Below are 24816 nucleotides of genomic sequence, written 5' to 3' on the forward strand. Positions count from 1 at the left end.
GGTCAGTCGCCCGGGGGGAAGCGGTCGATGTTCTGCTCCACCCAGGTGCGCAGGTGGGCCAGGGGGCGGCAGGCGTCCTCGCCGAGGGGCGTCAGGCTGTACTCGACGCGCGGCGGAACCTCCGGGTAGATCTCGCGGTGGACCAGGCCGTGGTCCTCCAGGCGACGCAGCGTCTGGGTGAGAACCTTCGGGCTGACGCCCTGGAGACGCGCACGCAGCGCGCCGAAGCGCTCCGGTCCGTCCTCCAGGGCGCCCAGGGCGAGCGCGCTCCACTTGTTGGCGAGCAGGTCGAGCATGTCCCGGCACGGGCAGGCCGCCAGGTAGACGCTCTTCGGGTCGTCGCAGGTATCGGCAGTCGTCGGCATACTCCAATAGTACCCATGGGGAACTAATGTCCCTTGCGGGTAACCACTACCCGTTGCGTACTGTCCCTGACGTGGCCGAAGCCATTCAGGCGGGCCACCAGGGCGCGTCGGCCCCGTGACACGGCCGGCTGCCGCGACCCTTGGTCCGACGCGCGCCCTCAACCGCCCACCGCCGTCGCGCGCCCTGATCACCCACCTCCGTCGAAAGGCCGTACCGCCATGACCGCCACGTACGACATCCCCGGGACGATGCCGGCAGTCGCCTACCGCAAGTCGCTGCCCGTCGACCACGCCGGCAGCCTGGAGGACGTCACCCTGCCCACCCCCGAGCCGGGCCCCCGCGACCTGCTGGTCCGCGTCGAGGCGATCGCGCTCAACCCGGTGGACTACAAGATCCGGCAGAACGTCGACCCGGGCGGCGAGGCGAAGGTGCTCGGCTGGGACGCCGCCGGGACCGTCGTCGCCGTCGGCGACGAGGTGGAGCTGTTCCAGGTGGGCGACGAGGTGTACTACGCCGGTGCGCTCGACCGCCCCGGCGCCAACTCCCGCTTCCACGCGGTCGACGAGCGGATCGTGGGCCGCAAGCCGGCCACGCTCTCCTTCACCGAGGCCGCCGCGCTGCCGCTGACCGCCCTCACCGCCTGGGAGGGGCTGTTCGAACGGCTCGGCCTGCGCACGGGGGCGCTGGAGCAGACCGGCGCCCTGCTGATCACCGCGGCCGCGGGCGGGGTGGGCGCCATCGCCGCGCAGCTGGCCCGCACCCTGACCAGCCTCACCGTCATCGGTACCGCGTCGCGGCCCGAGACCACCGCGTACGCGCGCCGGATGGGCGTGCACCACGTGATCGACCATCGCAGCCCGCTGGGCCCGCAGTTGGCGGAGGTGGCGCCGAACGGCGTCGACTTCGTCCTCAGCACCACGGGCACCGACCGGAACCTGGCCGCGTACGCCGAGGCCCTCAACCCGTTCGGCCACATCGTCGCCATCGACGACTTGGAGGCCCTGCCCATCGGGGTGCTCAAGGCCAAGAGCATCTCCTTCCACTGGGAGTTCATGTACACGCGGTCGATGTTCCGCACCGCCGACCAGGCCATGCAGCACCACATCCTCACGCAGGTCGCCCGCCTCGTCGACGCCGGTGTCCTCACCACCACGGCCACCCGGGACCTCGGCCGGATCGACGCGGCCAACCTCCGCGAGGCCCACCGGCTCCAGGAGAGCGGATCCTCGATCGGCAAGACCACCCTCACCGGGTTCTGAGCGTGCAGGAGGGCCCTCGCCCCCCGCACTCGGGCGCTCCCCGGCCGCGATCACCCTCGGTTACTATGCACACTTCGAGCCGGAGGCGCGCCCTTCGAGGGCCGGCCACGGACTGCACGCTTGAAGAGACGGGTGGCCTGGGAAAATGCTGAAAGCGGTCACCGCGACCCGCTACATCACGCCCCTGCGCGAGGGCGGCTCGCTGCCGGGACTCGTGGAGGCCGACGACTTCGGGACGTACGTCATGAAGTTCACCGGTGCCGGGCAGGGGCGCAAGACGCTGGTCGCCGAGGTCGTCTGCGGGGAGCTCGCCCGCCGGCTCGGGTTCCGGATGCCCCGGCTCGTCACCGTCGAACTCGACCCCGTGCTGGGGCTCGGCGAACCCGAGCAGCAGGTACAGGACCTGCTGCGGGGCAGCGGCGGCAGCAACCTCGGCATGGACTTCCTCTCCGGCGCCCTCGGTTTCGACCCGCTCGCCTTCGCGGTGAGCCCCGAGGAAGCCGGCCGGATCGTCTGGTTCGACGCGCTGGTCAACAACGTCGACCGCTCCTGGCGCAACCCCAACCTCCTGGTGCACCACGGCGACCTGTGGCTCATCGACCACGGCGCCACCATGATCTGGCACCACAACTGGCCGTCGGCCGAGACCTCCGCGGCCCGCCCGTACGACGCCTCGGACCACGCCCTGGGCGGCTTCGCCCCCGATGTCCGCGCCGCCGCCGCGGAGTTGGCGCCGCTCGTCACCGAGGAACTGCTCGCCGAGGTCACCGCCGAGGTCCCGGACGTCTGGCTGACCGCCGAACCCGGCTTCGACACGCCCGACGACCTGCGGCGCACCTACGCCCGGCCGCTGCTCGCCCGGGCCGCCGGCATCCACGAACGCATCACCGGCATCGAGGGGGCCAAGTGAGCGAGACCCACATCCACATGGCCGGACATGTGGCCGAGCGTCACATCACCCGGGCCGGCCAGGGTGGCGGCCGGGATGTCTTCGAGTACGCGCTGCTGCGGGTCGTCCCCCGCGTGGAGCGCGGCGAGTGCATCAACGCGGGGGTGATCGTGTACTGCCGGGCCAAGGCCTACGTCGGTGCCCGTACCCACCTCGACGAGGCCCGGCTGCTGGCCCTCGACCCGGCCGCGGACGTGGCCGGGGTGCGGGCCGCGCTCGGGGCGGTGGAGGGTGTGTGCGCGGGCGGCGACGCGGCGGGACACGCGGCCGGTGACGACCCCGGGCGCCGGTTCCGCTGGCTCGTCGCGCCCCGGTCGACGATCGTCCAGCCCGGCCCGGTGCACACCGGGCTGACCCTGGACGCCGCCGCCGAGCCGGCCCGGTTGCTGGACCTCCTGGTGAGGTAATGGATCACACCGCGCGGTGTGACGTTGACACCGCGTGCCAGGGCTTCTAGCGTCACGTCTGTCGAAGGTACTAAGCGGTCGCTCACCGCGGCGGGGTGCCACCAGCGGGCTCCGCGACCAGGTTCTCTCAAGGGCGAGGAGAAACAGCAATGTCCAGCACTGAGCAGCGGGTGGCCGTCGTCACCGGTGCCGCACGCGGGATCGGCGCCGCCACCGCCGTACGACTGGCCGCCGAGGGCCGCGCGGTCGCCGTGATCGACCTCGACGAGGCCGCCTGCAAGGACACCGTCGAGAAGATCACCGCCGTCGGCGGCAGGGCGATCGCGGTCGGCGCCGACGTCTCCGACGAGGCCCAGGTCGCCGCGGCGATCGCCCGCGTCGTCGAGGAGCTCGGCGCCCCGACCATCCTGGTCAACAACGCTGGCGTGCTCCGCGACAACCTGCTGTTCAAGATGTCCGCGTCCGACTGGGACACCGTCCTGAACGTGCACCTGCGCGGCTCCTTCCTGATGGCCAAGGCCGTCCAGCAGCACATGGTCGAGGCCGGCTGGGGCCGGATCGTCAACCTGTCCTCCTCCTCGGCGCTCGGCAACCGCGGCCAGGCCAACTACTCCGCCGCCAAGGCCGGTCTCCAGGGCTTCACCAAGACCCTCGCCATCGAGCTCGGCAAGTTCGGCATCACCGCGAACGCCGTCGCCCCCGGGTTCATCGCCACCGAGATGACCAAGGCCACCGCCGACCGCGTGAAGATGGGTTTCGAGGAGTTCAAGGCGGCCGCCGCCACCCAGATCCCGGTGCAGCGCGTCGGCGAGCCCGAGGACATCGCCAACGCCATCGCCTTCTTCACGAACGAGGCGGCCGGTTTCGTCTCCGGCCAGGTGCTGTACGTGGCCGGCGGACCGCTCGACTAGAAGCACACCGGGGAACCTGGGGAACACTGACATGACTGAACTGCCCGAGCTGTCCGGCAAGGTCGCGATCGTCACCGGCGCGAGCCGTGGCATCGGCTACGGCGTCGCCGAGGCGCTGCTCGCCCGCGGCGACCGCGTCGCCATCACCGGCCGCAACGAGGACGCCCTCAAGGAGGCCGTCGAGACCCTCGGCTCCGAGCGGGTCATCGGCATCGCCGGCAAGGCGCACGACCTGGCCCACCAGAGCGAGGTCGTCGACCGCACCATGGAGGCCTTCGGCCGCGTCGACCACCTGGTCAACAACGCCGGTACCAACCCGGTCTTCGGCCCGATCGCCGACGTCGACCTGGACGTGGCCCGCAAGGTGTTCGAGACCAACGTGGTCTCGGCCCTCGGCTTCGCCCAGAAGACCTGGCACGCCTGGCAGAAGGACAACGGCGGCGCCATCGTCAACATCGCGTCCGTCGCCGGGCTCTCGGCCTCGCCGTTCATCGGGGCGTACGGCATCAGCAAGGCCGCGATGATCAACCTGACCCAGCAGCTGGCGCACGAGTTCGCGCCGGGCGTCCGGGTCAACGCGATCGCCCCCGCGGTCGTCAAGACCAAGTTCGCGCAGGCCCTGTACGAGGGCCGGGAGGCCGAGGCCGCCGCGGGCTACCCGCTCAAGCGGCTCGGCGTGCCCTCCGACATCGGCGGCGCCGCCGCGTTCCTCACCTCGGAGCAGTCGGACTGGATCACCGGCCAGACGCTCGTCGTCGACGGCGGCATCTTCCTCAACGCCGGCATGGCCTGACACCTGACACCGTCTCAGCCCGGCGGTTCGGGCGGACCCTCCAGTCCGCCCGAACCGCCGGGCGTCGTCTTCGTCACAGACATTTCGTCACGTGAACGACGGAAGTGACGCCCGGACGGCCGTACGGGATCCGTACGTCGGAATGACAACGTCGTCATAGCACACTCGATCAACGCCCGTGTTTCCGGGGTGGTTCAGGGCGCGCAACGCTGCGGTATGGTCTGCCGCCGACCCCTGGTACGGCGGATCGAGGAGCGAGCGCGTGTTCAACCGGAACCGAGGGCTGCGAAGAGTCGCCGCGGCCGCGTCCCTGTCCCTGGTCGCCGGGTGCGGTGTGCTCTCCGGCAGCGGCGCGGGCGGCGGCGGACCGATCGTCGTCGGTACGACCAGCGCTCCCAGCACGCTCGACCCGGCCGGATCGTGGGACGGTTCCTGGGAGCTCTTCCGGAACATCTACCAGACGCTGCTCGCCTACCCCGACGGCGCCACCACCCCTCAGCCCGACGCCGCCCGGAGCTGCGGCTTCACGGACTCCGGCAGCCGTACCTACCGCTGTGAGCTGCGCTCGGGCATGAAGTTCGCGGACGGCGACGCCCTCGACGCCGACGCCGTCAAGTACTCCATCGACCGGATCCGGACCATCAACGCGCCCAGCGGTCCGGCCGGACTGCTCGGCAGCCTCGACCGGGTGCAGGCGGTCGGCGACCGCGAGGTGGTCTTCCACCTCAACAAGCCCGACGCGACCTTCCCGTTCGTGCTCGCCACCCCCGCCATGTCCATCGTCGACCCCGACGACTACCCCGCGCACTCGCTGCGCAAGGAGAAGTCGGTGCACGGCTCCGGGCCGTACGCCCTCAAGTCGTACGAGGACGGGAAGCGGGCCGAGCTGGTCCGCAACGACAACTACCAGGGGTTCGCCGACCGCCAGAACGACGCGGTGACCATCCGCTACTTCCAGGACTCGGCCACCATGGTCAAGGCCCTGCGGGCCGGGGACATCGACGTCACCTACCGCGGTCTCGCCGCCTCCGACATCGTCGCCCTCCAGGCGCACCGCTCCACCGACCTGCAACTCGTCGACGGCACCGGCATGGACATCAGCTACCTGGTCTTCAACCCCAAGGACCCGTGGGCGAAGATACCGGCCGTGCGCAAGGCCGTCGCCCAGGTCGTGGACCGCGCCGCGATCGCCCACGCCGTCTACAAGGACACCGTCGACCCCCTGTACTCCATGGTCCCGGCCGGGCTGACCGGCCACACCACCGGCTTCTTCGACGATTTCGGCGACCCCAGCACCTCCAAGGCGCACAAGATCCTCGCGGACGCCGGGGTCACCCAGAAGGTCCCGCTCACCCTCTGGTACACCACCGACCGCTACGGCTCCGAGACCGCCAGCATGTTCCAGGAGCTCAAGCAGCAGCTGGACGACTCCGGCCTGTTCACCATCACGCTCAGGAGCCGCCCCTGGAAGACCTATGTCGTCGGCTACCAGAAGGGCGAGTACCCGGTGTTCGGGCGCGGCTGGTTCCCGGACTTCCCGGACGCCGACAACTTCATCGCCCCGTTCGTCGGGCAGCAGAACGCCCTCGGCACGCCGTACCCGTCCCCGGTGATCACCGGCAGGCTGCTGCCCCGGACGCGTGGTGAGAGCGACCGGGCCGAGGGGGTCAAGGACTTCGAGGAGGCCCAGCAGATCCTCGTCAACGACGCCCGGCTGATCCCGCTGTGGCAGGGCCGGCAGTACGTCGCGGCGAGCGACGACATCTCCGGCGGCGAACGCGCGCTCGACCCGTCGACGATCATGATGATGTGGGAGCTGCACCGCAAGACCAGCTGGTGAATCCCCCGGGCGGCACCGGTTGTCAGTGGTCGCCTGTAGGTTCTTGGGCATCGGCAGGAACCGCAAGTGACCGCAATTCGTGAGGACGTTGACGTGACCGACATCGCCATGCTGCCCCAGTCCTGGCACGGGGTTCTGGGTGACGAGCTTCAGCAGCCCTACTTCAAGGAGCTGACCGAGTTCGTCGAGGAGGAGCGGGCGAAGGGCCCCGTCTACCCGCCGCGCGAGGAGGTCTTCGCCGCGCTGGACGCGACGCCGTACGACCAGGTCAAGGTGCTGATCCTCGGCCAGGACCCGTACCACGGCGAGGGCCAGGGCCATGGCCTGTGCTTCTCCGTCCGCCCCGGCGTGAGGACCCCGCCGTCGCTGCGGAACATCTACAAGGAGATGAAGGAGGAGCTGGGCTGGGAGGCGACACCGGACAACGGCTATCTGATGCCGTGGGCCCGGCAGGGCGTCCTGCTGCTCAACGCGGTGCTCACCGTCCGTGCCGGTGAGGCCAACTCGCACAAGAACAAGGGCTGGGAGAAGTTCACGGACGCGGTGATCCGCGCGGTCGCCGACCGGCCCGACCCGGCGGTCTTCGTCCTCTGGGGCGGCTACGCCCAGAAGAAGCTCCGGCTGATCGACGAGAGCCGCCACGTCGTGATCCAGGGCGCGCACCCGTCCCCGCTGTCCGCGAAGAAGTTCTTCGGCTCCCGCCCGTTCACCCAGATCAACGAGGCGGTCGCGGCCCAGGGCCACGAGGCGATCGACTGGCACATCCCGAACCTGGGCTGACGGCGCCGGCGGGGGACACGGCGGGCCGCGTGCCGATGAGCCGGGGGAAGCCGCCGGGGGCGGTTAGCGTCGACGCAGACGATCGAGACGTGCGGAGGCCGCGGTGACGGACCGACAGGAGCAGACGGCACCGGACGCCGTGCTCACGCGGATCGGGCAGGTCGTGATGCTGCACCACGCCGGTGACCGTGAGGAGGCCCGCGGGCGCCTGCTCGACCTGTGGGCGGAGATCGGCGAACACGGCGACCCGCTGCACCGCTGCACCCTGGCCCATTACCTGGCCGACACCCAGGACGATCCGGCTGACGAACTCGCCTGGGACCTGAGGGCGTTGTCCGCGGCGGACGAGGCCAGGGACGCGAGCGAGGACCGGGAGGCCGGGGGGCCGGGCGAGTCAGGGGCGGCGCAGGAGGCGGGGGAGGCGCAGGAGGGGGGCGGCGCCGAGGACGGGGACCGGCCCGCGGGGGTCCGCGGTTTCTACCCGTCCCTGCACCTCAACCTCGCCGCCGACTACGTCAAGCTCGGCCGTACCGAGGCCGCCCGCACCCATCTGCGCCGGGCCCGCGGCGCCGCCACCGCCCTCGGTGACGACGGCTACGGCAACGGGGTCCGGGCCGCGATCAGCCGGCTGGCCCTGCGGCTCGGCGAAGAGGGGGACGACGGCCCGGACGGCGAACGCTGGGGACCGCCGAGACAACGGCCCAGCTGACGGCCCGGCCGGAAGCCCGTCGCCTCAGTGGCCGTACGTCTGCTCGCAGATCCGCGCCTGCGGGCTGTCCGCGCGCCAGCCGCCGTACTGCTTGCCGAGGGCGCACACGTCCGGGGCCCTCGGTACGGGACGGACGTCGGGTACGTCGGCCTGTGAACTCCGCGTCCGGTGCGGGAGCGGATGGGCACGGGGATGCGGATGCGCGGGGCCGGCGGTGCGCGGTGGCGGCTGCGGAGGCGGCGCGGGCGGGGTGTGCGGGGCGTCCGACGTGCGGCGGTCCGGAGGCCGGGGCGGGCCGACCATCTCCAGCGCCTCCTTGGCCGGTGCCTGCACCACCTTGGGGTCGGCGCTGCCGTCCGGGCGGGGCGCCGACGGCAGCGAGGGCGCCGTACCAGGCGGCGGGCCGGGCGCCGCCGGACGCTGGACCGTCACACAGCCGGACAGCGCCGAGACGGTCACGGTGACCAGGAGCGCTGCGGTCGTCGTCGTTCGATGCACCCGCGCAACTCTGCTGGCTCGGCGCGGGCGTTGACACCGCCGACGGGAGTTCGGTGCCCCGCACGGGTGATCTCGTGCCCCGTACGGGCGACGGGTGGCCGTGGGGCTGACGTCAGTCGCCGGTCGCGCCGTCGATCCGCTCCCGGATCAGGTCGGCGTGACCGTTGTGCCGGGCGTACTCCTCGATCATGTGGGTGTGGATCCAGCGCAGGCTGATCCGCTTCCCGGTGCGGCGGTGCACACCCTTGGAGAGGTCGTCCAGGGCGAAGTCGGCGGCGGTGGCACGGGCGGCCTCGATCTCGGCCTGCCAGACCGCGTACGTCTCCTGCCAGGTGTCCGCCTCGGTGACACGGAACTCGCCGTCCGGGTCCTCGTCGCTCCAGTACAGCGGCGGCGCCTCCGCCCCGGCGAGCACCCGGCTGTACCAGGACCGCTCCACATCGGCCATGTGCCGCACCAGCCCCAGCAGGGACAGCGGGGACGGCTCCACGGAGGCGGTCCTGAGCTGGGCGTCGGTCAGTCCCTCGCACTTCACCGCGAGGGTCTCCCGGTGGAACTCCAGCCAGCCCTCCAGCATGGTGCGTTCGTCGGCGTCGGTCTCGGGCAAACGGCGGTCGGTCGTCATACCCGGCATCCTCGCCGAGGACCGCCCTGTCCCACCACGGATTATCGGCCCGTATGCTTCCGCACAGGCATCCGGACGGACATGGGTGCGGACACGCGTAGGCAACCGCCAGGGGAGCGTCAGTGAAGGTCGGCTGCATCGGACTGGGCGACATCGCGCAGAAGGCGTACCTGCCGGTGCTGGGCACGCGGCCGGGGCTCGAACTCCACCTCCAGACCCGCACCCCCGCGACCCTCGACCGGGTCGCCGACACCCTCCGCCTGCCCGCCGGCCACCGGCACGCGACCCTCGACGACCTCCTCGCCCAGGATCTCGACGCCGCCTTCGTGCACGCGCCGACGGGCGCCCACCCCGAGATCGTCGCCCGGCTCCTGGAGGCGGGCGTACCGACGTACGTCGACAAGCCGCTGGCGTACCGGCTCGCCGACTCCGAGCGGCTCGTGACGCTCGCCGAGGAACGGGACGTGTCGCTGTTCGTCGGCTTCAACCGGCGGTACGCGCCGGGCTACGTCCAGTGCTCCGACCACCCACGCGAGCTGATCCTGATGCAGAAGAACCGCATCGGGCTGCCCGAGGAACCCCGCACGATGATCCTCGACGACTTCATCCACGTCGTGGACACCCTGCGCTTCCTCGCCCCCGGACCCGTCGACGACGTCACCGTACGCGCCCGGGTCGTCGACGGACTGCTGCACCACGTCGTCCTCCAGCTCGCCGGGGACGGCTTCACCGCGCTCGGGGTGATGAACCGGCTCAGCGGATCGGCGGAGGAGATCCTGGAGGTCTCAGGGCAGGACACCAAGCGCCAGGTCGTCAACCTCGCCGAGGTGATCGACCACAAGGGACAGCCGACGGTCCGGCGGCGCGGCGACTGGGTGCCGGTCGCCCGGCAGCGCGGTATCGAGCAGGCCGTGTTCGCCTTCCTCGACGCCGTCCGCGCCGGGAAGGTGCTCAGCGCCCGGGACGCACTGGCGACTCACGAACTCTGCGAGCAGGTGGTACGAGAGGTTCGGCGGCGCCCCGGCGCAGCCTGACCGTCCGCGCCCCCTCGCCCAGGCAGAACCCGGCCAGTACCAGCAGCGCGCCGTCCACGACCCAGTCACCGAACCGTACGAACGGCGTGACACCGCGGGCGACCGGCACCTCGTACACCCGGGCCTCGCTCGCGTCCGTGCCCAGCCAGGGGCCCAGCCGCGCGCCGTCCGGGCCGTACACGGCGGACACGCCGGTCAGCGTGGCGTGGATCATCGAGCGGCCGGTCTCGGCGGCGCGCAGGGCACCCAGTGAGGCGTGCTGCTCGGGCGCCCAGCTGTGCTGGAACGAGGAGGTCGAGGACTGGCCGATCAGCACCTCGGCGCCGTCCTGCGCGAGATGCCGGCTCATGTCGGGGAACGCCGTCTCGAAGCAGACCATCGGGCCGACCCGCAGTCCGTGGCCGACGTTCATCACCACCTGCTCGGTGCCGCGCCGCCGGTCCTCGCCCGCGGCCTTGCCCACCGACGTGGCCCAGCCGAGCAGCGAACGGGCCGGTATGTACTCGCCGAAGGGAACCAGCCGCATCTTGTCGTACCGCTCGCCCGTCGGGCCGTCGGCGCCCACCAGGATGGAGCTCTTGTAGATGCCGGGCCGGTCGGAGCGCCGGGCGTCCACGTTCACCAGGATGTCCGCGCCGGTCTGCCGGGAGAGGACGGCGATCCGGCGCGCGAGGTCGGGCCGGTCGCCCAGGTCGAAGCCGACGCTGCTCTCGCCCCACACGATCAGGTCGGGGTGCTGCCCGACCAGCTGCCTGGTGAGCTGCTCCTCGCGGTCGAAGCGCCGGTCGCCGCTGGCGGAGCCGTCGACGACGCCCGGTTGTACGACGGCGATCCGGACGTGCCCGTCGGCGTCCGGGCGCGGTGACCACACCCAGGCGGCGGAGGTCGCGGCGGCCGTGGCCACCAGCGAGGCGACCGCGGGCATCCGGGCCTCGCGCACCGAGACGAGCACCGCGACGGCCACGTTCACGGCCACCACCAGGAAGCTCAGCAGCCACACCCCGCCCACGGAGGCCAGCCGCAGCGCGGGTGTCACCTGCCACTGGGTCGCGCCGAGCATGCCCCACGGCCCGCCCAGCCCCTGCCAGGACCGCACCAGCTCCACCATCAGCCAGCCCGACGGCAGGACCAGCACCGCGGCCGCGGCCCGCCCCGGTGACGGCACCCCGCCCAGCAGCCGGCGCGTCACCCAGCCCCAGGGCGCCCAGAACACGCTCAGCAGGCCCGCTATCAGGAAGATGAAGACGTGCAGACTCGGCAGCAGCCAGTGGTGCACGGCCACCATGAACCCGAAGCCGCCGCACCAGCCGTCGTACGCCGCCCGCCGTGCGGTCGGCGCCGAGCGGGCCAGCAGCAGCCACGGGACCAGCGCGACATACGCGAACCACCACAGCGACGGCGCCGGGAAGGCCAGCACGGGCAGGGCGCCCGCGAGCGCTCCGACGCAGGAACGCCGCCACGGGGAGGTGAGCCAGCGTTCTACGGTCCTCATGCGTCGCCTCCTGCCTGCGGGTCCTTCCAGTGTGCGGGACCCGCCGGGATCTCCGACAGGGGGCAGGGGCGCGGGCTCAGCCGGGCACGGCCGCCGCGCGCGGGTCGGGGAGCCTGCGCCAGCGCTCCTCGACGACCACCGTCCGCAGCCGCCAGCCCTCCTCGGTGCGCAGCGACGCGAACGAGTACCGGCCGCCGCACACGAAGTCCGGGGCGGTGGAGGCACCGGCACCGTCACCGTCGGCGCCGGCGCCGACGAACCGCATCGGGTTGACGTAGTCGGCCTGGACGTGGGCGGTGTCGCCGGTGTCGTGCTCCAGCAGGCCGAAGCGGATCCGACGGTTGACGATCAGATGCTGGCGCATCGAGAAGAGGGCCAGGTTCTCCGCGAGCCATCCGGCCACCTGTCCCGCGCCCCCCTCGATGCCCCCGGCGGAACGGTAGTCGGCCCGCCCGTCCGTGGTGAACAGTCCCCGGTACGCGGCCCAGTCCCCGTCGTCGACGGCCACCGCGTACTCGGTGACCAACTCGTCGAGGGCAAGCCGGTCCATCACGGTCGCGAGCTCCACACGCTGCGTCATCGGCTCAGTGTTGGGCACCCGACCGGCACAGCCAAGGGGTACGCGGATTTTCGGCGATGTTCGTACCGGTCACCCGGAGTCCGTCACCTTGTCCAGCTTGGCCAGCTGGGCCCTGATGACCGCCTCCGGCACGGCGGCCGGCTCCGCGGCCCCCTTCCCCTGGGGACGGTTGAAGGTGGTGAACATGGCGACCGTCGCTCCCTGACGGACCGCCACCACCGCGTACGGCACCCGCACGGGCTCCTCGTCGGCGCCGCCCGCCAGCTGGGTGAGGCGCAGGGACACGGACTCGTCGCCGTAGCCGGGGTCGGACCTGACCTCGACCCCGTCGTAGTCGAAGTCCACCAGGACGTCCTTGAAGGTCCTGCACCGTTCGGCGGCCGTCCGCAACGCGTCGATCACCCGCTCGGCGTCCCCGGAGCCGTGCGACGAGAGGGTCAGGTGCGCGCTGGGTCCGTGGTCCTTCGAGGAGATGATCCGGGCGGTGCGCGCGGTCGCCGCGAAACCACTGCTGCCCCCGACCGCCTGCACGGCGGGCGCGCACGAGGAGGGGTCCGCCGTCTTGCGGGACGCGGAGGTGGACGCCAGGTCCCGCTGCACCTCGTAGCCGTCGAGATCGGTGCCCGTGACCGTGGCCCGCACCAGGTCCGCCTCGCTCAGCGGCTTGGCGTCCGCACCGGACGTCCCGGCCGCCCCGGTCTTCCCGGGTGCCCCGGCTCCGCAGGCCGCGAGCGTCAACGAGGTCATGAGCATGGCAATCGTGCTGACGGTACGTGATCGGCGATCCACTGTTTCCCCACCCGTGTGTCCTGGAACCCGGGGCCCCCGCCCCGGCTCGAAGCCTCTGGCAGCAGCGTAGTTCGCGCGCCCGGTGAGCGGACCTGGTTCTGGATCACCGTAGGATCACCGTCCGGTCGTTCTCAGGAGGTCCGGTCGTTCTCAGGAGGCTTGTATGGCACGTCCCGTCACGGTGGTCACCGGTGGCAGTCGGGGAATCGGGGCCGCGACCTGTCTGCGGCTCGCGGCGGACGGGCACGACGTCGTGATCGGCTACGTCCGCGACGCGGACGCCGCCGCCGCGGTCGCGCGCGGGGTGGCGGAGGCCGGCGCGCGGGCCGCCGTCGTGCAGGTGGACACGGCGGTGGAAGCGGACGTGGAGCGGCTGTTCGACACGGCGGAACGGGAGCTGGGAGCCGTCACCGGTCTGGTCAACAATGCCGCCGTGACCGGGCCGTTGGGGCGGCTCGCGGACACCGGCACCGCCGATCTGCGCAGGGTCGTCGAGGTCAACCTGCTGGGAACGCTGCTCTGTTCGCGGCGCGCCGCGCGGCTGCTGGCCGGGCGGGGCGGCGGAGCCATCGTGAACGTGTCCTCGGGGGCCGCGACCCTCGGCAGCCCGGGTGAGTTCGTCCACTACGCGGCGACGAAGGCGGCCGTCGACGCCCTGACCGTGGGCCTCGCCAAGGAACTCGGCCCGGACGGGGTGCGGGTCAACGCGGTCGCGCCCGGCGCCGTGGACACCGAGATGCACGCGGCGATGGGCGACCCCGGCCGGGCCCTGCGGATCGGTGCCGGCGTCCCGTTGGGACGGGTGGGCCGGCCCGAGGAGATCGCCGCCGCGATCGCCTGGCTGCTGTCGCCGGAGGCCTCCTACACCACCGGGACCGTCCTGCGGGTGGCCGGCGGTCGCTGAGCCCCGGCGGTCAGGCCGCCTCGATGATCCGCCCACGGATCGCCTCGGCCCACTCGACCACCAACAGCTCGTACTCCGACCGCTCCTGAGCCGAGAGCGTTCCGCCCGCACGCAGCCACAGCGCCCGGATGTGCTCGTTGACCTCGGCAGCAGACCGCGCGGAACCAGGAGTTCGGGAATCGGGGGACATGCAAAACAGCGTAGGGGCAAGAACTGACCCTGCGCTACCGGGCCACTACGCAGACCGTATGGGGTTGGTCACGGGCGAAACGGTCAACAGATGGGCAAGCCTTGGCATTTGCCGGACGGGTGGGCGCGGGACACGACCGTCCCTGATCACCGCTCGCGGCCTTCGCCCTCGCCGGAGCCGGTGTGCCGGTCCCGAAGCGCGGCGCGGCGGGCGGCTGTCGGCAGTTGGCCGAGATGAGCCGCCCGGCGGGGCGCACGGCGCCGTCCGCGCTCCCGGCCTCACGGCGTGGGCAGCGCGACGGCGAGGAGCGCGAGCTTCTCGGCGCTGTCACTGCCCGGTTCCGGGTGGAACACGACGAGCGTCTGGCCCGTCGTGCCACTGATGTCCAGCCGCTCCCGGTGCAGCCGGAGACGCCCCACCCGGGGGTGGTCGAGGTCCTTGGCCGCGCCCGTGCAGCCGGCCACGTCGTGGCGGGCCCAGAGCCTGCTGAAGTGCGGGCTGGCAAGGGAGAGTTCGCCGACGAGTTCGATCACGCCGGGGTCGTCCGTGTCGGTTCCGACGGACCGGCGGAAGCCGGCGACCATGCCGGCCCCGGCGTTCTCCCAGTCGGGGTGGAGGGCCTGTTCGGCCGGATCGAGGAAGGTGTCCCGGAGCCGGTTGGCGCCGACCGTGAAACGCGGGGACAGCGCGGTGGCGAGGGGGTTGACGGCGAGCACGTCGAAGCGGCGGCCCTCGACGAGCGCGGGCAGCGGAAGGGCGGCGACGAGCTGGACGATGCCGGGCGGGACGGTCTCCTTCCGGGCCCGGCGCCGACGCCGGCGGGGCGCCGCCGAGCCGAGGCCCAGCAGGTACGCCGTCGCCTCCTCGTCGAGCCTGAGCACCCGGGCGATGGACTCCAGGACCTGCGCGGAGGGGTTGCGGTCACGGCCCTGTTCGAGGCGCAGGTAGTAGTCGGCGCTGATCCCGGCCAGCATCGCGACCTCCTCCCGGCGCAGCCCCGGCACCCGCCGTACCCCGAGCACCGGGATGCCGACCTGCTCGGGTGTGACGAGCTCACGTCGGGCCCGCACGTACGCGCCCAGCAGGTTCGGTTCGTCGGTCATCCCGCCACCGTAGTGCGGGCCGCCCTGCCCGTGCCTGGCCCTGTCACCCCCAGGACCGGCGGGGCTCTGCCGCGGCCGGCGCCCCGGCGCCAACGTGCTCGGTGACAGCGCGGAGCGAGCCGAGGAGGACGACATGTCGACGTATCTGCTGGTGCACGGTGCCTGGCACAGCGGGGAGTGCTGGGAGCGGGTGGTGCCGTTGCTGACGGCGGCCGGGCACCGGGTGTACGCGCCCTCCCTGACGGGCTTCGGGGACAAGGCGCGGCTGCTGGGCCCGGAGGTCGGCCTCGACACCCACGTCGACGACGTCGTCCGGCTGATCGAGGACGAGGACCTGACCGAGGTCGTACTGGTGGGGCACAGTTACGGGGGGCTGGTCGTCTCGTCCGCCGCCGACCGGGTCCCGGAGCGGATCGGGCACCTGGTCCACCTCGACGCGATGGACCCGGAGGACGGCGAGACCGCGGCCGACGTGCAGCCCGCGACGCAGGCCATGATCGACCGCGCGCTGGCCTCCGACAGCGGCTGGCGTGTCCCGCCGCTGCCCGAACTGCCGCCGCCGTACGGGCTGTTCGGGGTCACCGAGGCGGCGGACCTGGCCTGGTTGCGTTCGATGCTGTCCGACATGCCGGTGCGCTGCCTCCAGCAGCCGGTGCGGCTGGACAACCCGGCGCTGCACGGCGTCCCCCGCACCCACGTCCACTGCGTCGGCGCCGTACCGCCGGGCATCGTGCGCCGTCCGGTCCCGGCCGGCCGGCGGGTGTGGGAACTCCCCACCGGCCACGACTGCATGATCACCATGCCGGCCGAGCTCACCGGGCTGCTGCTCCGGCTCGCCTGACCCCGACGGCAATCCGCTGGGTCGGGACAGCGGCAGCCCGTAGGCTCCGGGTGTGACGGACGAGGACGAGGACGAGCGGGCGGTGCGGGCGGCGATCGACGGGGAGCTACGACTGCTCGACCCGGCGGTGCGGGCCGAGCCCGCCCTCGTCCTGGAGCTGCTCGACCCGGAGTTCACCGAGGTCGGGGCGTCCGGGCGGCTCTGGGACGCGGCCTCCGTCCTGACCGTGACCAGCGGCGGCTCGGTGTCCCCGGGCTCGCCGGTGGAGGTCACCGGGATGTCGGGGACGGTCCTGGCCCCCGGTGTCGTGCTGCTGAAGTACTTCGGCGACAACCGGGGGCGGCGCGTCTGGCGCAGCTCCGTGTGGCGGCTGACGGCGACGGGCTGGCGGCTGTTCTACCACCAGGGCACCCCGGCCGCCCCCGAGGCGCCGGGCCGCTGAGGCGCCTGCCTCAGCTCGACGACTCCGCCGCGTGCGGGCTGAGGACGTCCGCCGAGACCAGCGCGATGATGACGACGCCGAGGGCGACGCGGTACCAGACGAACGGCATGAAGCTCTTGTTGGAGATCCACTTCATGAACCACGCGATCACCGCGTATCCGGACGCGAACGCGATCACCGTCGCGAAGAGGGTCGGGCCCCAGGCCACATGGCCCTCGCTCACCGAGTCCTTGACCTCGAAAGCGCCGGAGGCCAGCACCGCCGGGATGGCGAGCAGGAAGGAGTAGCGGGCCGCCGCCTCCCGCCGGTAGCCCATGAACAGGCCGCCGCTGATGGTCGCGCCGGAGCGGGAGACGCCAGGGATCAGGGCGCACGCCTGGCACAGGCCGAAGATCAGGCCGTCCTTGATCCCGAGGTTCTCCAGCGTCTTGCGCTGCTTCGGCGCGCGGTGCTTGCCGCCGGTCTCGTCGCGGGCCGCCAGCCGGTCGGCGATGCCGATCACGACGCCCACGACGATCAGCATCGTCGCGGTGATGCGCAGATCGCGGAACGGGCCCTCGATCTGGTCCTTGAGCGTCACGCCCAGCAGCCCGATGGGTATCGAGCCGACGATCACCAGCCAGCCCATCTGGGCGTCGTGGTCGCGCCGCGTCGCCTTGTCGAACAGCGACCGGAACCAGGCGGAGACGATCCGCCCGATGTCCTTGCGGAAGTAGATCAGCACCGCGGTCTCGGTGCCGATCTGGGTGATGGCGGTGAAGGCCGCGCCCGGGTCCTCCCAGCCGGAGAAGGCCGCGGTCAGCCGCAGATGCGCGCTGGACGAGACGGGCAGGAACTCGGTCAGCCCCTGGACGAGTCCGAGGATCAGCGATTCAAACCAAGACATGAAGGTACGGCGTCCCAGGGGTGAGGGGGCGGCTGGAGGTCGCGGCGGCGCGCGTGATCATGCGTGTGCAACGGCAGCGTAGCGGGCCCGGACGACAGCCCTGACACAGGGGTTCGGCGGGCGGACCGGGGCCCGGCGGCGGTGAGGGGGTGTTGACCGGTCATGGCACCGCCGCTTACGTTTCCCCAGGAGAAAGCGCTTGCTCCCGCACATCGGGGTGCGTGTGCGGCGCATTCGGGCGGAGCTTCGCGCCCGTCGTCGGCAGACACCCCGAGGAGTGCTGATCACGCCCATGCCCCGCTCGCCCCGCCCCACAGCCCCCTTCACCGGCCGGCGCATCCGGGCCGCCGTCGTCGGCGCCGGTGCCATCGGGCGCGGCTCCCATCTGCCCGCGCTCGCGCACTTGGCCGCGGAGGGCGAGACCGAGGTCGTCGCCGCCGTCGACATCGATGCCACCGCCGTCGAGGCGATGTGCGCGGAGGCCGGCATCCCGCACGCCTACACCGACCTGGACCGGATGCTCGCCGAGCAGCGGCCCGACCTGGTCACGATCGGCACTCCGCCGACCCTGCACAGGGCGCAGACGGTGGCCGCGCTGCGGGCCGGGGCCTGGGTGTGGTGCGAGAAGCCCCCCGTGCCGAGCCTCGCGGACTTCGACGCGGTCGAGGCGGAGGAGGGCGCCGACGGCGGACCGTACGCCTCGATCGTCTTCCAGCACCGTTTCGGCTCCGGCGCCGGCCAGGTGCGCCGGCTGCTGGCCGAGGGGGCGCTGGGCCGCCCGCTGGTGGCCCACTGCCAGACCACCTGGTACCGGGACACCGCTTACTACGCCGTGCCCTGGCGGGGCCGCTGGGCCACCGAGGGCGGTGGCCCGGCGATGGGCCACGGCATCCACCAGATGGACCTGCTGCTCGACCTGCTGGGGCCGTGGCAGGAGGTGCGCGGGATGGCCGCGCGGCTGGTGCACGACGTGGAGACCGAGGACGTCTCCACCGCACTGGTCCGGTTCGGGAACGGCGCCCTGGCCACCGTGGTGAACAGCGTGCTCAGCCCCGACGAGACGAGTCGCATCCGTATCGACTGCGAACGCGCCACCGTCGAGCTGACCCATCTGTACGGCCACCGCAACGCGAACTGGCGCATCACCCCGGCCCCGGACGTCCCCGCCGACGAGGCGGCGGCCTGGCAGGACTTCGGCCCCGACGTGCCCAGCTCGCACCTGGCCCAGCTGCGCGAACTGGTCGCGAGCATGCGCGCCGGGGAGCGGCCGCGCAGCAGCGGCGCCGACGGGCGCACCAGCCTGGAGCTGATCACCGCGCTGTACAAGTCGGCGTTCACCGACACGACCGTACGTGCGGGCGAGATCGGTCCCGGAGATCCTTATTACACGGCCCTGCACGGGGGCGCACCGGGCTGGGCGCCGGTCGAGCGCGAGGAGGTGTCCGCGTGAGCGGGGAGCTGCGGATCACGCACACCCACGGCGACCGGGTCACCGTGACCGAGCCGGTCACCGGGGTGCAGCTGTTCGCGTACGTCTACCGGCCGGAGGCCGCCTGGGAGGCGCCGCGGCCCTATCTGCACCCGCTGCGCACCCTCGCCGGGGACGTCGTGACCGACTACCGGCCCAACGACCACCGCTGGCACAAGGGCCTCTCCCTGACCTCCTCGCACCTGTCCGGCGCGAATCTGTGGGGCGGCAACTCCTATGTCCACGGACAGGGTTACCTCGCCCTTCCGGAGCGGGTCGGCTCGATGGAGCACGTCGGCTTCGACGAACTGTCGTCCGGGGACGGCCGGCTCGTCATCGCCGAACGGCTCACCTGGCATCCGTACGACGGCTCGCTGTGGGCGGACGAGCGGCGGCGGATCGAGGTCCATGACGTCGACCCCGGCTCCGGTTCCTGGGCGCTCACCTGGAGCAGCGACATCACCAACCGGCGCCCGGAACCCCTGCTGTTCGGCAGCCCGACCACGGCGGGGCGCGAACAGGCGGGCTACACCGGCCTGTTCTGGCGCGGTCCGCGCGCCTTCCGGGACGGCCGGATCATCGGGCCCGACGGCGAGGGCCCCGGCCTGATGGGCTCCCAGTCCCCCTGGCTGGCCCTCTCCGGGGAGCACGACGGCGTCGACGGCCACGCCACCGTGGTCTTCGAACACGCGCCGGAGAACGACCAGTCGGGTGCGGACGGCGCCCACCCCGCGCACTGGTTCGTACGCAACGACCCGTTCGCCGGCATCGCCCCCTCCTGGGCCTTCCACGACGAACTCGAACTCGCCCCCGGCGACACCCTGCGGCGCCGCTACCGGGTCGTCGTCGCGGACGGCGCCTGGGAGCGGGCGGACATCGCCAAGTACCTGGCGGCGCATCCGTGGTGAGCGACCGGGAGACCACGTTCACCGGGCTGCCGGGCGGCGTCGCGGTCTCCCGGCTGTGCGTGTACGACTGGCCGGCCGCCGACGGTGTGCGTGGTGGAACACCCCATCTGCACCTCGCCTGTTCGGAGGCGTACGTCGTCACCGGCGGCCGCGGCGCGGTACAGACGCTCACCACCTCCGGGTACCGGGTCACGCCCCTCGTGCCCGGCACGGTCGCCTGGTTCACGCCCGGCACCATCCATCGCCTGGTCAACGAGGACGAGCTGCGCATCACCGTCCTGATGCAGAACAGCGGCCTCCCGGAGGCCGGGGACGCGGTGCTGACGCTGCCGCCGGAGTACCTGACGGACCCGGAGACCTACGCGGCGGTGACCGCCGTCCCGGCCGACGCGCCCGAGGCCGAGCGGGAGCGGATCGCGCGCGCCCGCCGTGACCTGGCACTGGAGGGCTACCGCGAGCTGCGCGCGGCCACCGGCCCGGAGCCGCTGGCCGCCTTCCACCGGGCCGCCGCCGCGCTGGTGCGGCCCCGGCTCGCCGAGTGGCGCGAGCGCTGGCGGCGCGGGGCACGGGCCGCCGCCGCGGCCACCGGGGGCCAGCTCGACCGGCTGGACCGGGGCGATGCCACGTACCTGGCCGGTGCCGTCGTACAGGCTGAACAGCCCTTTGAACAGGGCAGGTTCGGGATGTGCGGGCGGCTCGACGTGTACCGGCAGGGGCAGTAGCGCGGGCTCAGCCGGCCGCCGGTCCGGCGATCGTCCAGCCCGGGGCCTGCGGGTGCGCCGTGAGGTGTTCCTGGCGCACCGGGTCGCCGCAGGCCGCGCAGGTGACGACCGGGGTCAGGGCCTTGCCGCAGCTGTGCTCCAGCACCATGGGGCGGTCGCCGTCGGCGTGCAGATGGCGGTCGCCCCAGGCCATCAGGGTCATCAGCACCGGGTGCAGCTCCCGGCCGGCCGGGGTGGCCCGGTACTCGAAGCGCTGCGGGCGCTCGCTGTAGACGTGTTTGCCGAGGATCCCGGCGTCGACGAGACGGCGCAGCCGGGTGGCCAGGATGTCGCGTGGGGCGCCGATGTTGCGCACCAGCTGGTCGAAACGGCCGTTGCCCAGCATGACCTCGCGCAGGACCAGCAGGGAGTACTTCTCGCCGACGAGCGCCAGGGTGTCGGCGATGGAGCAGGGGCGGGGGTCCTTGGGGGCGGCCATGCGGGCCAGTGTAGAGGCATTCCGTGAGAGGGTTTGATTTTCCAACCCTGCGCGTTATGGTGAGTCCGGATTTCCTACTCACCGGTAATCGAGACTGGCAATCGAGGTCCCCGAGATGCGCGACGCAGTCATCGTCGAAGCCGTACGCACCCCCGTCGGGAAGGGCAAGCCGAACGGCTCCCTGGCCCACGTCCACCCCGTGGAACTCCTCGCGCACACCCTGCGCACCCTCGTCGAGCGCTCCGGGGTCGACCCCGCCCTCATCGACGACGTGATCGGCGGCACCGTCGACCAGGTCGGCGAGCAGGCCATGAACACCACCCGGTACGCCGTGCTCTCGGCGGGCCTGCCGGAGACCGTCCCCGCGACCACCGTCGACCGGCAGTGCGGCTCCTCCCAGCAGGCCGTGCACTTCGCCGCGCAGGGCGTCATGTCCGGCGCCTACGACATCGTGGTGGCCTGCGGTGTGGAGTCGATGAGCCGGGTGCCGATGTGGTCCAACGTGCCGCCCGGCAAGGACCCCTTCGGGCCCGGGGTCGCCGCGCGCTACCCGGAGGGGCTGGTCCCGCAGGGCATCAGCGCCGAACTCATCGCCGCGAAGTGGTCGATCGGGCGGGCGGAGATGGACGACTTCGCGGTCTCCTCGCACGCGAAGGCGGCGGCGGCCTGGGCCGCGGGGCGGTTCGACGCCGAGGTGGCCCCGCTGGAGGGGGTGAACCGTGACGAGTCCGTACGGCCCGGCACCACCGCGGAGGTCCTCGCAGGGCTCAAGCCCGCCTACTTCGACCCCGGCTTCGCCGAGCGCTTCCCGGGGATCGAGTGGAACGTCACCGCGGGCAACGCGAGTCCGGTCAACGACGGGGCGTCGGCGGTGCTGATCATGGCAGGGGAGACCGCGGAACGGCTCGGGCTGCGGCCGCTGGCCCGGTTGCACGCGTTCGCCGTGACCGGCTCCGACCCCGTGCTGATGCTGACCGGTGTCATCCCGGCGACCGAGAAGGTGCTGCGCAGGGCCGGGCTGCGGCTCGGGGACATCGACCTGTTCGAGGTGAACGAGGCGTTCGCCAGCGTGGTGCTGGCCTGGCGGCAGGAGACCGGGGCGGACCTGGGGAAGGTGAACGTGCACGGCGGGGCGATCGCGCTGGGGCATCCGCTGGGGGCGAGCGGGACCCGGCTGACCACGACGCTGGTGCATGCCATGCGGGAACGCGGCGCCCGCTTCGGCCTTCAGACGATGTGTGAGGCGGGTGGGCTGGCCAACGCGATGATTCTGGAGGCCGTTCGGTAGAACGACGTGCGCCCAGGGGCGTGGGGGTGGAGTTCGTGGGCGGGTGCGGCTGTGTGGGGGCTGGTCGCGCAGTTCCCCGCGCCCCTACGGGGCGCCGGAGTTGCCGGGGGCGCGCAGGTGGTGGCGTTTCTTCCAGGCCACCGCCGCTCCTGCCAGGGCCGGGAGGACGATGGCCGCCACCGAGATCAGGAACACCGGGGAGGTGGGGGTGGAGGCCCGGGCGCCCGCCACCACGTACGCGGCCACGTTCGGGATCGAGCCCAGGGCCGTTGCCAGCAGGAACGGGGTGCAGCGCATGCGGGAGACGGCCGCCGCGTAGTTCGCGGCCCAGAACGGGACGCCGGGGAACAGGCGCACCGCCAGCATCGAGCGGAAGCCGTGCCTGCTGAACTGGTTGTCGGCCGCCCTCATCCAACGGCCCCGCAGCAGCGGCCGCAACGCCTCCTGGCCGAGCATCCGGCCGAGCACGAAGGAGATCCACGCCCCGAGCACCGTGCCGGCCATCGCCGCGCCCACGCCCAGTGTCGAGCCGAACAGCGCGCCGGCCGCGAGGTTCAGGATCGGCCGCGGTACGAACGCCACCGTGATCAGCCCGTAGGCGGCGGCGAAGACCACCACCGCGGTGGCGCCCGCGACCTGCGGCGGCCAGCCCTGCGTCAGCAGTCTCTGGGGTTCGAAGAGCAGCACCGAGGACGCGGCCGCCGCGAGCAGGGCGACCAGCAGGGACAGCCGCGACCACGGTGACAGCAGCACTCTCGTGCAGCGCGTGGTGAAGCCGGCCGGGGCGGGTACGGCGACGGTGAACTCCGTGGCGGCGGCCCGGGGAGGGGCCGTGGCGGTGCCAGAGCGGTTGGCATCGAGCATTCGGTGACACTAACCGAAGCCGAGGTGTGATCGCCGTACGGTTGCCGTCCGTCGGGCGGAATCACGGCGCGGAAAACCGTTCGACGTGGGGCGACGCATCGGCAATGATCTGCGTCATGTTCCGGTACGCCTTCCTCCTCGCAGCATCCGCGGTCGCGGACGCGCCGAAGGCTGCCGTCCCCTTCCCGCTCTCGCCGGCCGCTGCCGACGGCGCCCGAAGCTGACCCTCCCCGGAACGTCCGGCGGACCCCGCAGGGGGAGGGTCGGCCGGCTCCCCGGGGTCCTCACGTCTCGCGTCCGACGAGGCGTCTCTCCGTACCGAAGAGGTTTTGAGGCACAGCCATGCCCAAGACGGCGTACGTCCGCACCAAACCGCACCTGAACATCGGCACGATGGGTCACGTCGACCACGGCAAGACCACCCTGACCGCCGCCATCACCAAGGTCCTCGCCGAGCGCGGCACCGGCACGTTCGTGCCGTTCGACCGCATCGACCGGGCCCCCGAGGAGGCCGCCCGCGGCATCACCATCAACATCGCGCACGTCGAGTACGAGACGGACACCCGGCACTACGCCCACGTGGACATGCCGGGTCATGCCGACTACGTCAAGAACATGGTCACCGGAGCCGCGCAGCTCGACGGGGCGATCCTCGTCGTCTCCGCGCTCGACGGGGTCATGCCGCAGACCGCCGAACACGTGCTGCTCGCCCGGCAGGTGGGCGTCGACCACGTGGTGGTGGCGCTGAACAAGGCGGACTCGGCCGACGAGGAACTGGTCGAGCTCGTCGAGCTGGAGGTCCGCGAACTGCTCAGCGCGCACGGCTACGGCGGCGACTCGGTGCCCGTCGTCCGGGTCTCGGGGCTCAAGGCGCTGGAGGGGGACCCGCGTTGGACGGCGTCGATCGAGGCGCTGCTCGACGCGGTGGACACGTACGTGCCGATGCCGGAACGGTATCTGGACGCGCCGTTCCTGCTGCCGGTGGAGAACGTGCTGACCATCACCGGCCGGGGCACGGTCGTGACCGGTGCCGTCGAGCGGGGGACCGTGCGGGTCGGCGACCGGGTCGAGGTGCTCGGCGCGGACGTCGAGACCGTCGTCACCGGTCTGGAGACCTTCGGGAAGCCGATGGACGAGGCACAGGCAGGGGACAACGTGGCACTGCTGCTGCGCGGGGTGCCGCGGGACGCGGTCCGGCGCGGGCACGTGGTCGCGGCGCCGGGGAGCGTGGTGCCGGCGCGGCGGTTCTCGGCGCGGGTGTACGTGCTGTCGGGGCGCGAAGGAGGTCGTACGACTCCGGTCGCGACGGGGTACCGGCCGCAGTTCTACATCCGCACCGCGGACGTGGTGGGGGACGTCGACCTCGGTGAGGTGGCGGTCGCCCGGCCCGGGGACACGGTGGAGATGACCGTGGAGCTGGGCCGGGACGTGCCGCTGGAGGCGGGGCTGGGGTTCGCCATCCGCGAGGGCGGCCGGACCGTGGGCGCGGGGACCGTGACGGCCGTCCAGGGTTCGTAGCGGGTCGCGGTGCGCGGGGGACCGCGGGGGCCGATGTGGCTCGTCGCGCGGTTCCCCGCGTCCCTTTCGGGACGCTGTCGCGGTCGTCGGCCGAGCGCGCGCGGCGGGGCCGCATGCCGACGCGGTCCCGCGTCCCTCTCGGGGCGTTCGCGCGGGCCTCGTACCAGTGCGC

28 protein-coding genes are annotated in these 24816 nt (G+C 72.4%); 17 read left to right on the forward strand and 11 right to left on the reverse strand.

Features of this window, described 5'->3' with window-relative positions; genetic code table 11:
• Window positions 1-2: 2 nt before the first annotated feature.
• Window positions 3-365, reverse strand: coding sequence for a winged helix-turn-helix transcriptional regulator (locus tag AAW13_RS33705; protein WP_046727205.1), 363 nt, complete (start codon window positions 363-365; stop codon window positions 3-5).
• Between the two features lie 219 nt (window positions 366-584).
• Here AAW13_RS33705 and AAW13_RS33710 point away from each other — a divergent pair, with 219 nt between their 5' ends.
• The 8 genes from AAW13_RS33710 to AAW13_RS33745 all read left to right on the forward strand — a co-directional run bounded on the left by AAW13_RS33710 (window position 585) and on the right by AAW13_RS33745 (window position 8014).
• Window positions 585-1625: a zinc-binding alcohol dehydrogenase family protein gene (locus AAW13_RS33710; protein WP_079179062.1), complete on the forward strand. Its 1041-nt coding sequence runs from the start codon at window positions 585-587 to the stop codon at window positions 1623-1625.
• A gap of 145 nt (window positions 1626-1770) precedes the next feature.
• The gene (locus tag AAW13_RS33715; protein WP_046727204.1) at window positions 1771-2535 is read left to right on the forward strand and encodes a HipA family kinase; all 765 of its coding nucleotides are present in this window, start codon (window positions 1771-1773) and stop codon (window positions 2533-2535) included.
• A gap of 17 nt (window positions 2536-2552) precedes the next feature.
• On the forward strand, window positions 2553-2981 hold the full coding sequence (locus tag AAW13_RS33720; protein WP_046727255.1) for a DUF3037 domain-containing protein: 429 nt from the start codon (window positions 2553-2555) through the stop codon (window positions 2979-2981).
• A 149-nt stretch (window positions 2982-3130) separates the two neighbouring features.
• The gene (fabG, locus tag AAW13_RS33725; RefSeq protein ID WP_046727203.1) at window positions 3131-3892 is read left to right on the forward strand and encodes a 3-oxoacyl-ACP reductase FabG; all 762 of its coding nucleotides are present in this window, start codon (window positions 3131-3133) and stop codon (window positions 3890-3892) included.
• Window positions 3893-3923: 31 nt separating this feature from the next.
• Window positions 3924-4685, forward strand: coding sequence for an SDR family oxidoreductase (locus AAW13_RS33730; RefSeq protein WP_046727202.1), 762 nt, complete (start codon window positions 3924-3926; stop codon window positions 4683-4685).
• A gap of 262 nt (window positions 4686-4947) precedes the next feature.
• A complete protein-coding gene (locus AAW13_RS33735; RefSeq protein WP_046727201.1) occupies window positions 4948-6525 on the forward strand; it encodes an ABC transporter substrate-binding protein in 1578 nt (525 codons plus the stop codon).
• A 93-nt stretch (window positions 6526-6618) separates the two neighbouring features.
• Window positions 6619-7305, forward strand: a complete 687-nt coding sequence (gene ung, locus AAW13_RS33740; RefSeq protein ID WP_046727200.1) for a uracil-DNA glycosylase — start codon at window positions 6619-6621, stop codon at window positions 7303-7305.
• Window positions 7306-7408: 103 nt separating this feature from the next.
• Window positions 7409-8014, forward strand: coding sequence for a hypothetical protein (locus AAW13_RS33745; RefSeq protein WP_046727199.1), 606 nt, complete (start codon window positions 7409-7411; stop codon window positions 8012-8014).
• 24 nt (window positions 8015-8038) lie between these two features.
• Here the strand turns inward: AAW13_RS33745 and AAW13_RS33750 are convergent, their stop codons facing one another.
• Both AAW13_RS33750 and AAW13_RS33755 read right to left on the reverse strand, forming a co-directional pair.
• The gene (locus AAW13_RS33750; RefSeq protein WP_046727198.1) at window positions 8039-8512 is read right to left on the reverse strand and encodes a hypothetical protein; all 474 of its coding nucleotides are present in this window, start codon (window positions 8510-8512) and stop codon (window positions 8039-8041) included.
• A gap of 112 nt (window positions 8513-8624) precedes the next feature.
• Window positions 8625-9137, reverse strand: coding sequence for a DinB family protein (locus AAW13_RS33755; protein WP_046727197.1), 513 nt, complete (start codon window positions 9135-9137; stop codon window positions 8625-8627).
• 122 nt (window positions 9138-9259) lie between these two features.
• On the opposite strand from AAW13_RS33755, the gene AAW13_RS33760 reads away from it, so the two are divergent.
• Window positions 9260-10171: a Gfo/Idh/MocA family protein gene (locus AAW13_RS33760; protein ID WP_046727196.1), complete on the forward strand. Its 912-nt coding sequence runs from the start codon at window positions 9260-9262 to the stop codon at window positions 10169-10171.
• On the opposite strand, the gene lnt is transcribed toward AAW13_RS33760, so the two are convergent.
• The 3 genes from lnt to AAW13_RS33775 form a co-directional block, all read right to left on the reverse strand.
• Window positions 10089-11663 (reverse strand): apolipoprotein N-acyltransferase, encoded by a 1575-nt coding sequence (gene lnt, locus AAW13_RS33765; RefSeq protein WP_046727195.1) that lies wholly within the window; start codon window positions 11661-11663, stop codon window positions 10089-10091. The two genes, AAW13_RS33760 and lnt, sit on opposite strands and share 83 nt — an antisense overlap.
• Window positions 11664-11739: 76 nt before the next feature.
• A complete protein-coding gene (locus tag AAW13_RS33770) occupies window positions 11740-12243 on the reverse strand; it encodes a nuclear transport factor 2 family protein (RefSeq protein WP_046727194.1) in 504 nt (167 codons plus the stop codon).
• A 69-nt stretch (window positions 12244-12312) separates the two neighbouring features.
• On the reverse strand, window positions 12313-12990 hold the full coding sequence (locus tag AAW13_RS33775; protein WP_143145061.1) for a hypothetical protein: 678 nt from the start codon (window positions 12988-12990) through the stop codon (window positions 12313-12315).
• 205 nt (window positions 12991-13195) lie between these two features.
• Between AAW13_RS33775 and AAW13_RS33780 the strand changes: the two genes are divergently transcribed.
• The gene (locus tag AAW13_RS33780) at window positions 13196-13936 is read left to right on the forward strand and encodes an SDR family oxidoreductase (protein ID WP_046727192.1); all 741 of its coding nucleotides are present in this window, start codon (window positions 13196-13198) and stop codon (window positions 13934-13936) included.
• Window positions 13937-13946: 10 nt separating this feature from the next.
• Here AAW13_RS33780 and AAW13_RS33785 read toward each other — a convergent pair whose 3' ends face one another.
• The gene (locus AAW13_RS33785) at window positions 13947-14126 is read right to left on the reverse strand and encodes a hypothetical protein (protein ID WP_046727191.1); all 180 of its coding nucleotides are present in this window, start codon (window positions 14124-14126) and stop codon (window positions 13947-13949) included.
• 278 nt (window positions 14127-14404) lie between these two features.
• The gene (locus AAW13_RS33790; RefSeq protein WP_046727190.1) at window positions 14405-15229 is read right to left on the reverse strand and encodes a helix-turn-helix domain-containing protein; all 825 of its coding nucleotides are present in this window, start codon (window positions 15227-15229) and stop codon (window positions 14405-14407) included.
• A 133-nt stretch (window positions 15230-15362) separates the two neighbouring features.
• Between AAW13_RS33790 and AAW13_RS33795 the strand changes: the two genes are divergently transcribed.
• Both AAW13_RS33795 and AAW13_RS33800 read left to right on the forward strand, forming a co-directional pair.
• Complete coding sequence (locus AAW13_RS33795) at window positions 15363-16070, forward strand: alpha/beta fold hydrolase (protein ID WP_046727189.1); 708 nt, start codon at window positions 15363-15365, stop codon at window positions 16068-16070.
• A gap of 52 nt (window positions 16071-16122) precedes the next feature.
• Window positions 16123-16512, forward strand: a complete 390-nt coding sequence (locus tag AAW13_RS33800; RefSeq protein ID WP_046727188.1) for a nuclear transport factor 2 family protein — start codon at window positions 16123-16125, stop codon at window positions 16510-16512.
• Window positions 16513-16522: 10 nt separating this feature from the next.
• On the opposite strand, the gene AAW13_RS33805 is transcribed toward AAW13_RS33800, so the two are convergent.
• A complete protein-coding gene (locus AAW13_RS33805; protein ID WP_046727187.1) occupies window positions 16523-17398 on the reverse strand; it encodes an undecaprenyl-diphosphate phosphatase in 876 nt (291 codons plus the stop codon).
• A gap of 292 nt (window positions 17399-17690) precedes the next feature.
• On the opposite strand from AAW13_RS33805, the gene AAW13_RS33810 reads away from it, so the two are divergent.
• Genes AAW13_RS33810 through AAW13_RS33820 form a run of 3 tightly spaced genes read left to right on the forward strand, consistent with a single transcriptional unit; the run spans window position 17691 to window position 20496 of the window.
• Window positions 17691-18848, forward strand: a complete 1158-nt coding sequence (locus AAW13_RS33810; protein WP_046727254.1) for a Gfo/Idh/MocA family protein — start codon at window positions 17691-17693, stop codon at window positions 18846-18848.
• Entirely contained in the window at window positions 18845-19774 is a 930-nt protein-coding gene (locus tag AAW13_RS33815; RefSeq protein WP_046727186.1) for a DUF6807 domain-containing protein, read from the forward strand. Before AAW13_RS33810 ends, AAW13_RS33815 begins: the two co-directional genes overlap by 4 nt.
• Window positions 19771-20496, forward strand: coding sequence for a cupin domain-containing protein (locus tag AAW13_RS33820; protein WP_420855507.1), 726 nt, complete (start codon window positions 19771-19773; stop codon window positions 20494-20496). The genes AAW13_RS33815 and AAW13_RS33820 overlap by 4 nt, the downstream gene beginning before the upstream one ends.
• A 7-nt stretch (window positions 20497-20503) precedes the next feature.
• Here AAW13_RS33820 and AAW13_RS33825 read toward each other — a convergent pair whose 3' ends face one another.
• Window positions 20504-20974, reverse strand: coding sequence for a winged helix-turn-helix transcriptional regulator (locus AAW13_RS33825; protein ID WP_046727184.1), 471 nt, complete (start codon window positions 20972-20974; stop codon window positions 20504-20506).
• Window positions 20975-21089: 115 nt separating this feature from the next.
• Between AAW13_RS33825 and AAW13_RS33830 the strand changes: the two genes are divergently transcribed.
• Window positions 21090-22262 carry a thiolase family protein gene (locus AAW13_RS33830; RefSeq protein ID WP_046727183.1) on the forward strand — a complete coding sequence of 391 codons (1173 nt, stop codon included), beginning with the start codon at window positions 21090-21092 and terminating at the stop codon, window positions 22260-22262.
• 84 nt (window positions 22263-22346) lie between these two features.
• Here AAW13_RS33830 and AAW13_RS33835 read toward each other — a convergent pair whose 3' ends face one another.
• Window positions 22347-23126 carry a TVP38/TMEM64 family protein gene (locus tag AAW13_RS33835; protein ID WP_046727182.1) on the reverse strand — a complete coding sequence of 260 codons (780 nt, stop codon included), beginning with the start codon at window positions 23124-23126 and terminating at the stop codon, window positions 22347-22349.
• Window positions 23127-23468: 342 nt separating this feature from the next.
• Here AAW13_RS33835 and tuf point away from each other — a divergent pair, with 342 nt between their 5' ends.
• A complete protein-coding gene (gene tuf, locus AAW13_RS33840) occupies window positions 23469-24644 on the forward strand; it encodes an elongation factor Tu (protein WP_046727181.1) in 1176 nt (391 codons plus the stop codon).
• The last annotated feature ends 172 nt before the right edge of the window (window positions 24645-24816 follow it).

It is taken from the genome of Streptomyces humi (assembly GCF_001005085.2).
Classification (GTDB): domain Bacteria; phylum Actinomycetota; class Actinomycetes; order Streptomycetales; family Streptomycetaceae; genus Streptomyces; species Streptomyces humi.

Excerpts from the sequence above, each read along its gene's own strand:
- AAW13_RS33795 (WP_046727189.1), top strand. The coding sequence starts at position 15,363 with ATGTCGACGTATCTGCTGGTGCACGGTGCCTGGCACAGCGGGGAGTGC.
- AAW13_RS33705 (WP_046727205.1), bottom strand. The coding sequence starts at position 365 with ATGCCGACGACTGCCGATACCTGCGACGACCCGAAGAGCGTCTACCTG.
- AAW13_RS33720 (WP_046727255.1), top strand. The coding sequence starts at position 2,553 with ATGGCCGGACATGTGGCCGAGCGTCACATCACCCGGGCCGGCCAGGGT.
- AAW13_RS33755 (WP_046727197.1), bottom strand. The coding sequence starts at position 9,137 with ATGACGACCGACCGCCGTTTGCCCGAGACCGACGCCGACGAACGCACC.
- AAW13_RS33775 (WP_143145061.1), bottom strand. The coding sequence starts at position 12,990 with ATGACCTCGTTGACGCTCGCGGCCTGCGGAGCCGGGGCACCCGGGAAG.
- AAW13_RS33780 (WP_046727192.1), top strand. The coding sequence starts at position 13,196 with ATGGCACGTCCCGTCACGGTGGTCACCGGTGGCAGTCGGGGAATCGGG.
- AAW13_RS33730 (WP_046727202.1), top strand. The coding sequence starts at position 3,924 with ATGACTGAACTGCCCGAGCTGTCCGGCAAGGTCGCGATCGTCACCGGC.
- AAW13_RS33830 (WP_046727183.1), top strand. The coding sequence starts at position 21,090 with ATGCGCGACGCAGTCATCGTCGAAGCCGTACGCACCCCCGTCGGGAAG.
- AAW13_RS33835 (WP_046727182.1), bottom strand. The coding sequence starts at position 23,126 with ATGCTCGATGCCAACCGCTCTGGCACCGCCACGGCCCCTCCCCGGGCC.
- AAW13_RS33770 (WP_046727194.1), bottom strand. The coding sequence starts at position 12,243 with ATGACGCAGCGTGTGGAGCTCGCGACCGTGATGGACCGGCTTGCCCTC.
- AAW13_RS33790 (WP_046727190.1), bottom strand. The coding sequence starts at position 15,229 with ATGACCGACGAACCGAACCTGCTGGGCGCGTACGTGCGGGCCCGACGT.
- AAW13_RS33785 (WP_046727191.1), bottom strand. The coding sequence starts at position 14,126 with ATGTCCCCCGATTCCCGAACTCCTGGTTCCGCGCGGTCTGCTGCCGAG.
- lnt (WP_046727195.1), bottom strand. The coding sequence starts at position 11,663 with ATGAGGACCGTAGAACGCTGGCTCACCTCCCCGTGGCGGCGTTCCTGC.
- AAW13_RS33825 (WP_046727184.1), bottom strand. The coding sequence starts at position 20,974 with ATGGCCGCCCCCAAGGACCCCCGCCCCTGCTCCATCGCCGACACCCTG.
- AAW13_RS33710 (WP_079179062.1), top strand. The coding sequence starts at position 585 with ATGACCGCCACGTACGACATCCCCGGGACGATGCCGGCAGTCGCCTAC.
- AAW13_RS33810 (WP_046727254.1), top strand. The coding sequence starts at position 17,691 with ATGCCCCGCTCGCCCCGCCCCACAGCCCCCTTCACCGGCCGGCGCATC.
- tuf (WP_046727181.1), top strand. The coding sequence starts at position 23,469 with ATGCCCAAGACGGCGTACGTCCGCACCAAACCGCACCTGAACATCGGC.
- AAW13_RS33805 (WP_046727187.1), bottom strand. The coding sequence starts at position 17,398 with ATGTCTTGGTTTGAATCGCTGATCCTCGGACTCGTCCAGGGGCTGACC.
- AAW13_RS33715 (WP_046727204.1), top strand. The coding sequence starts at position 1,771 with ATGCTGAAAGCGGTCACCGCGACCCGCTACATCACGCCCCTGCGCGAG.
- fabG (WP_046727203.1), top strand. The coding sequence starts at position 3,131 with ATGTCCAGCACTGAGCAGCGGGTGGCCGTCGTCACCGGTGCCGCACGC.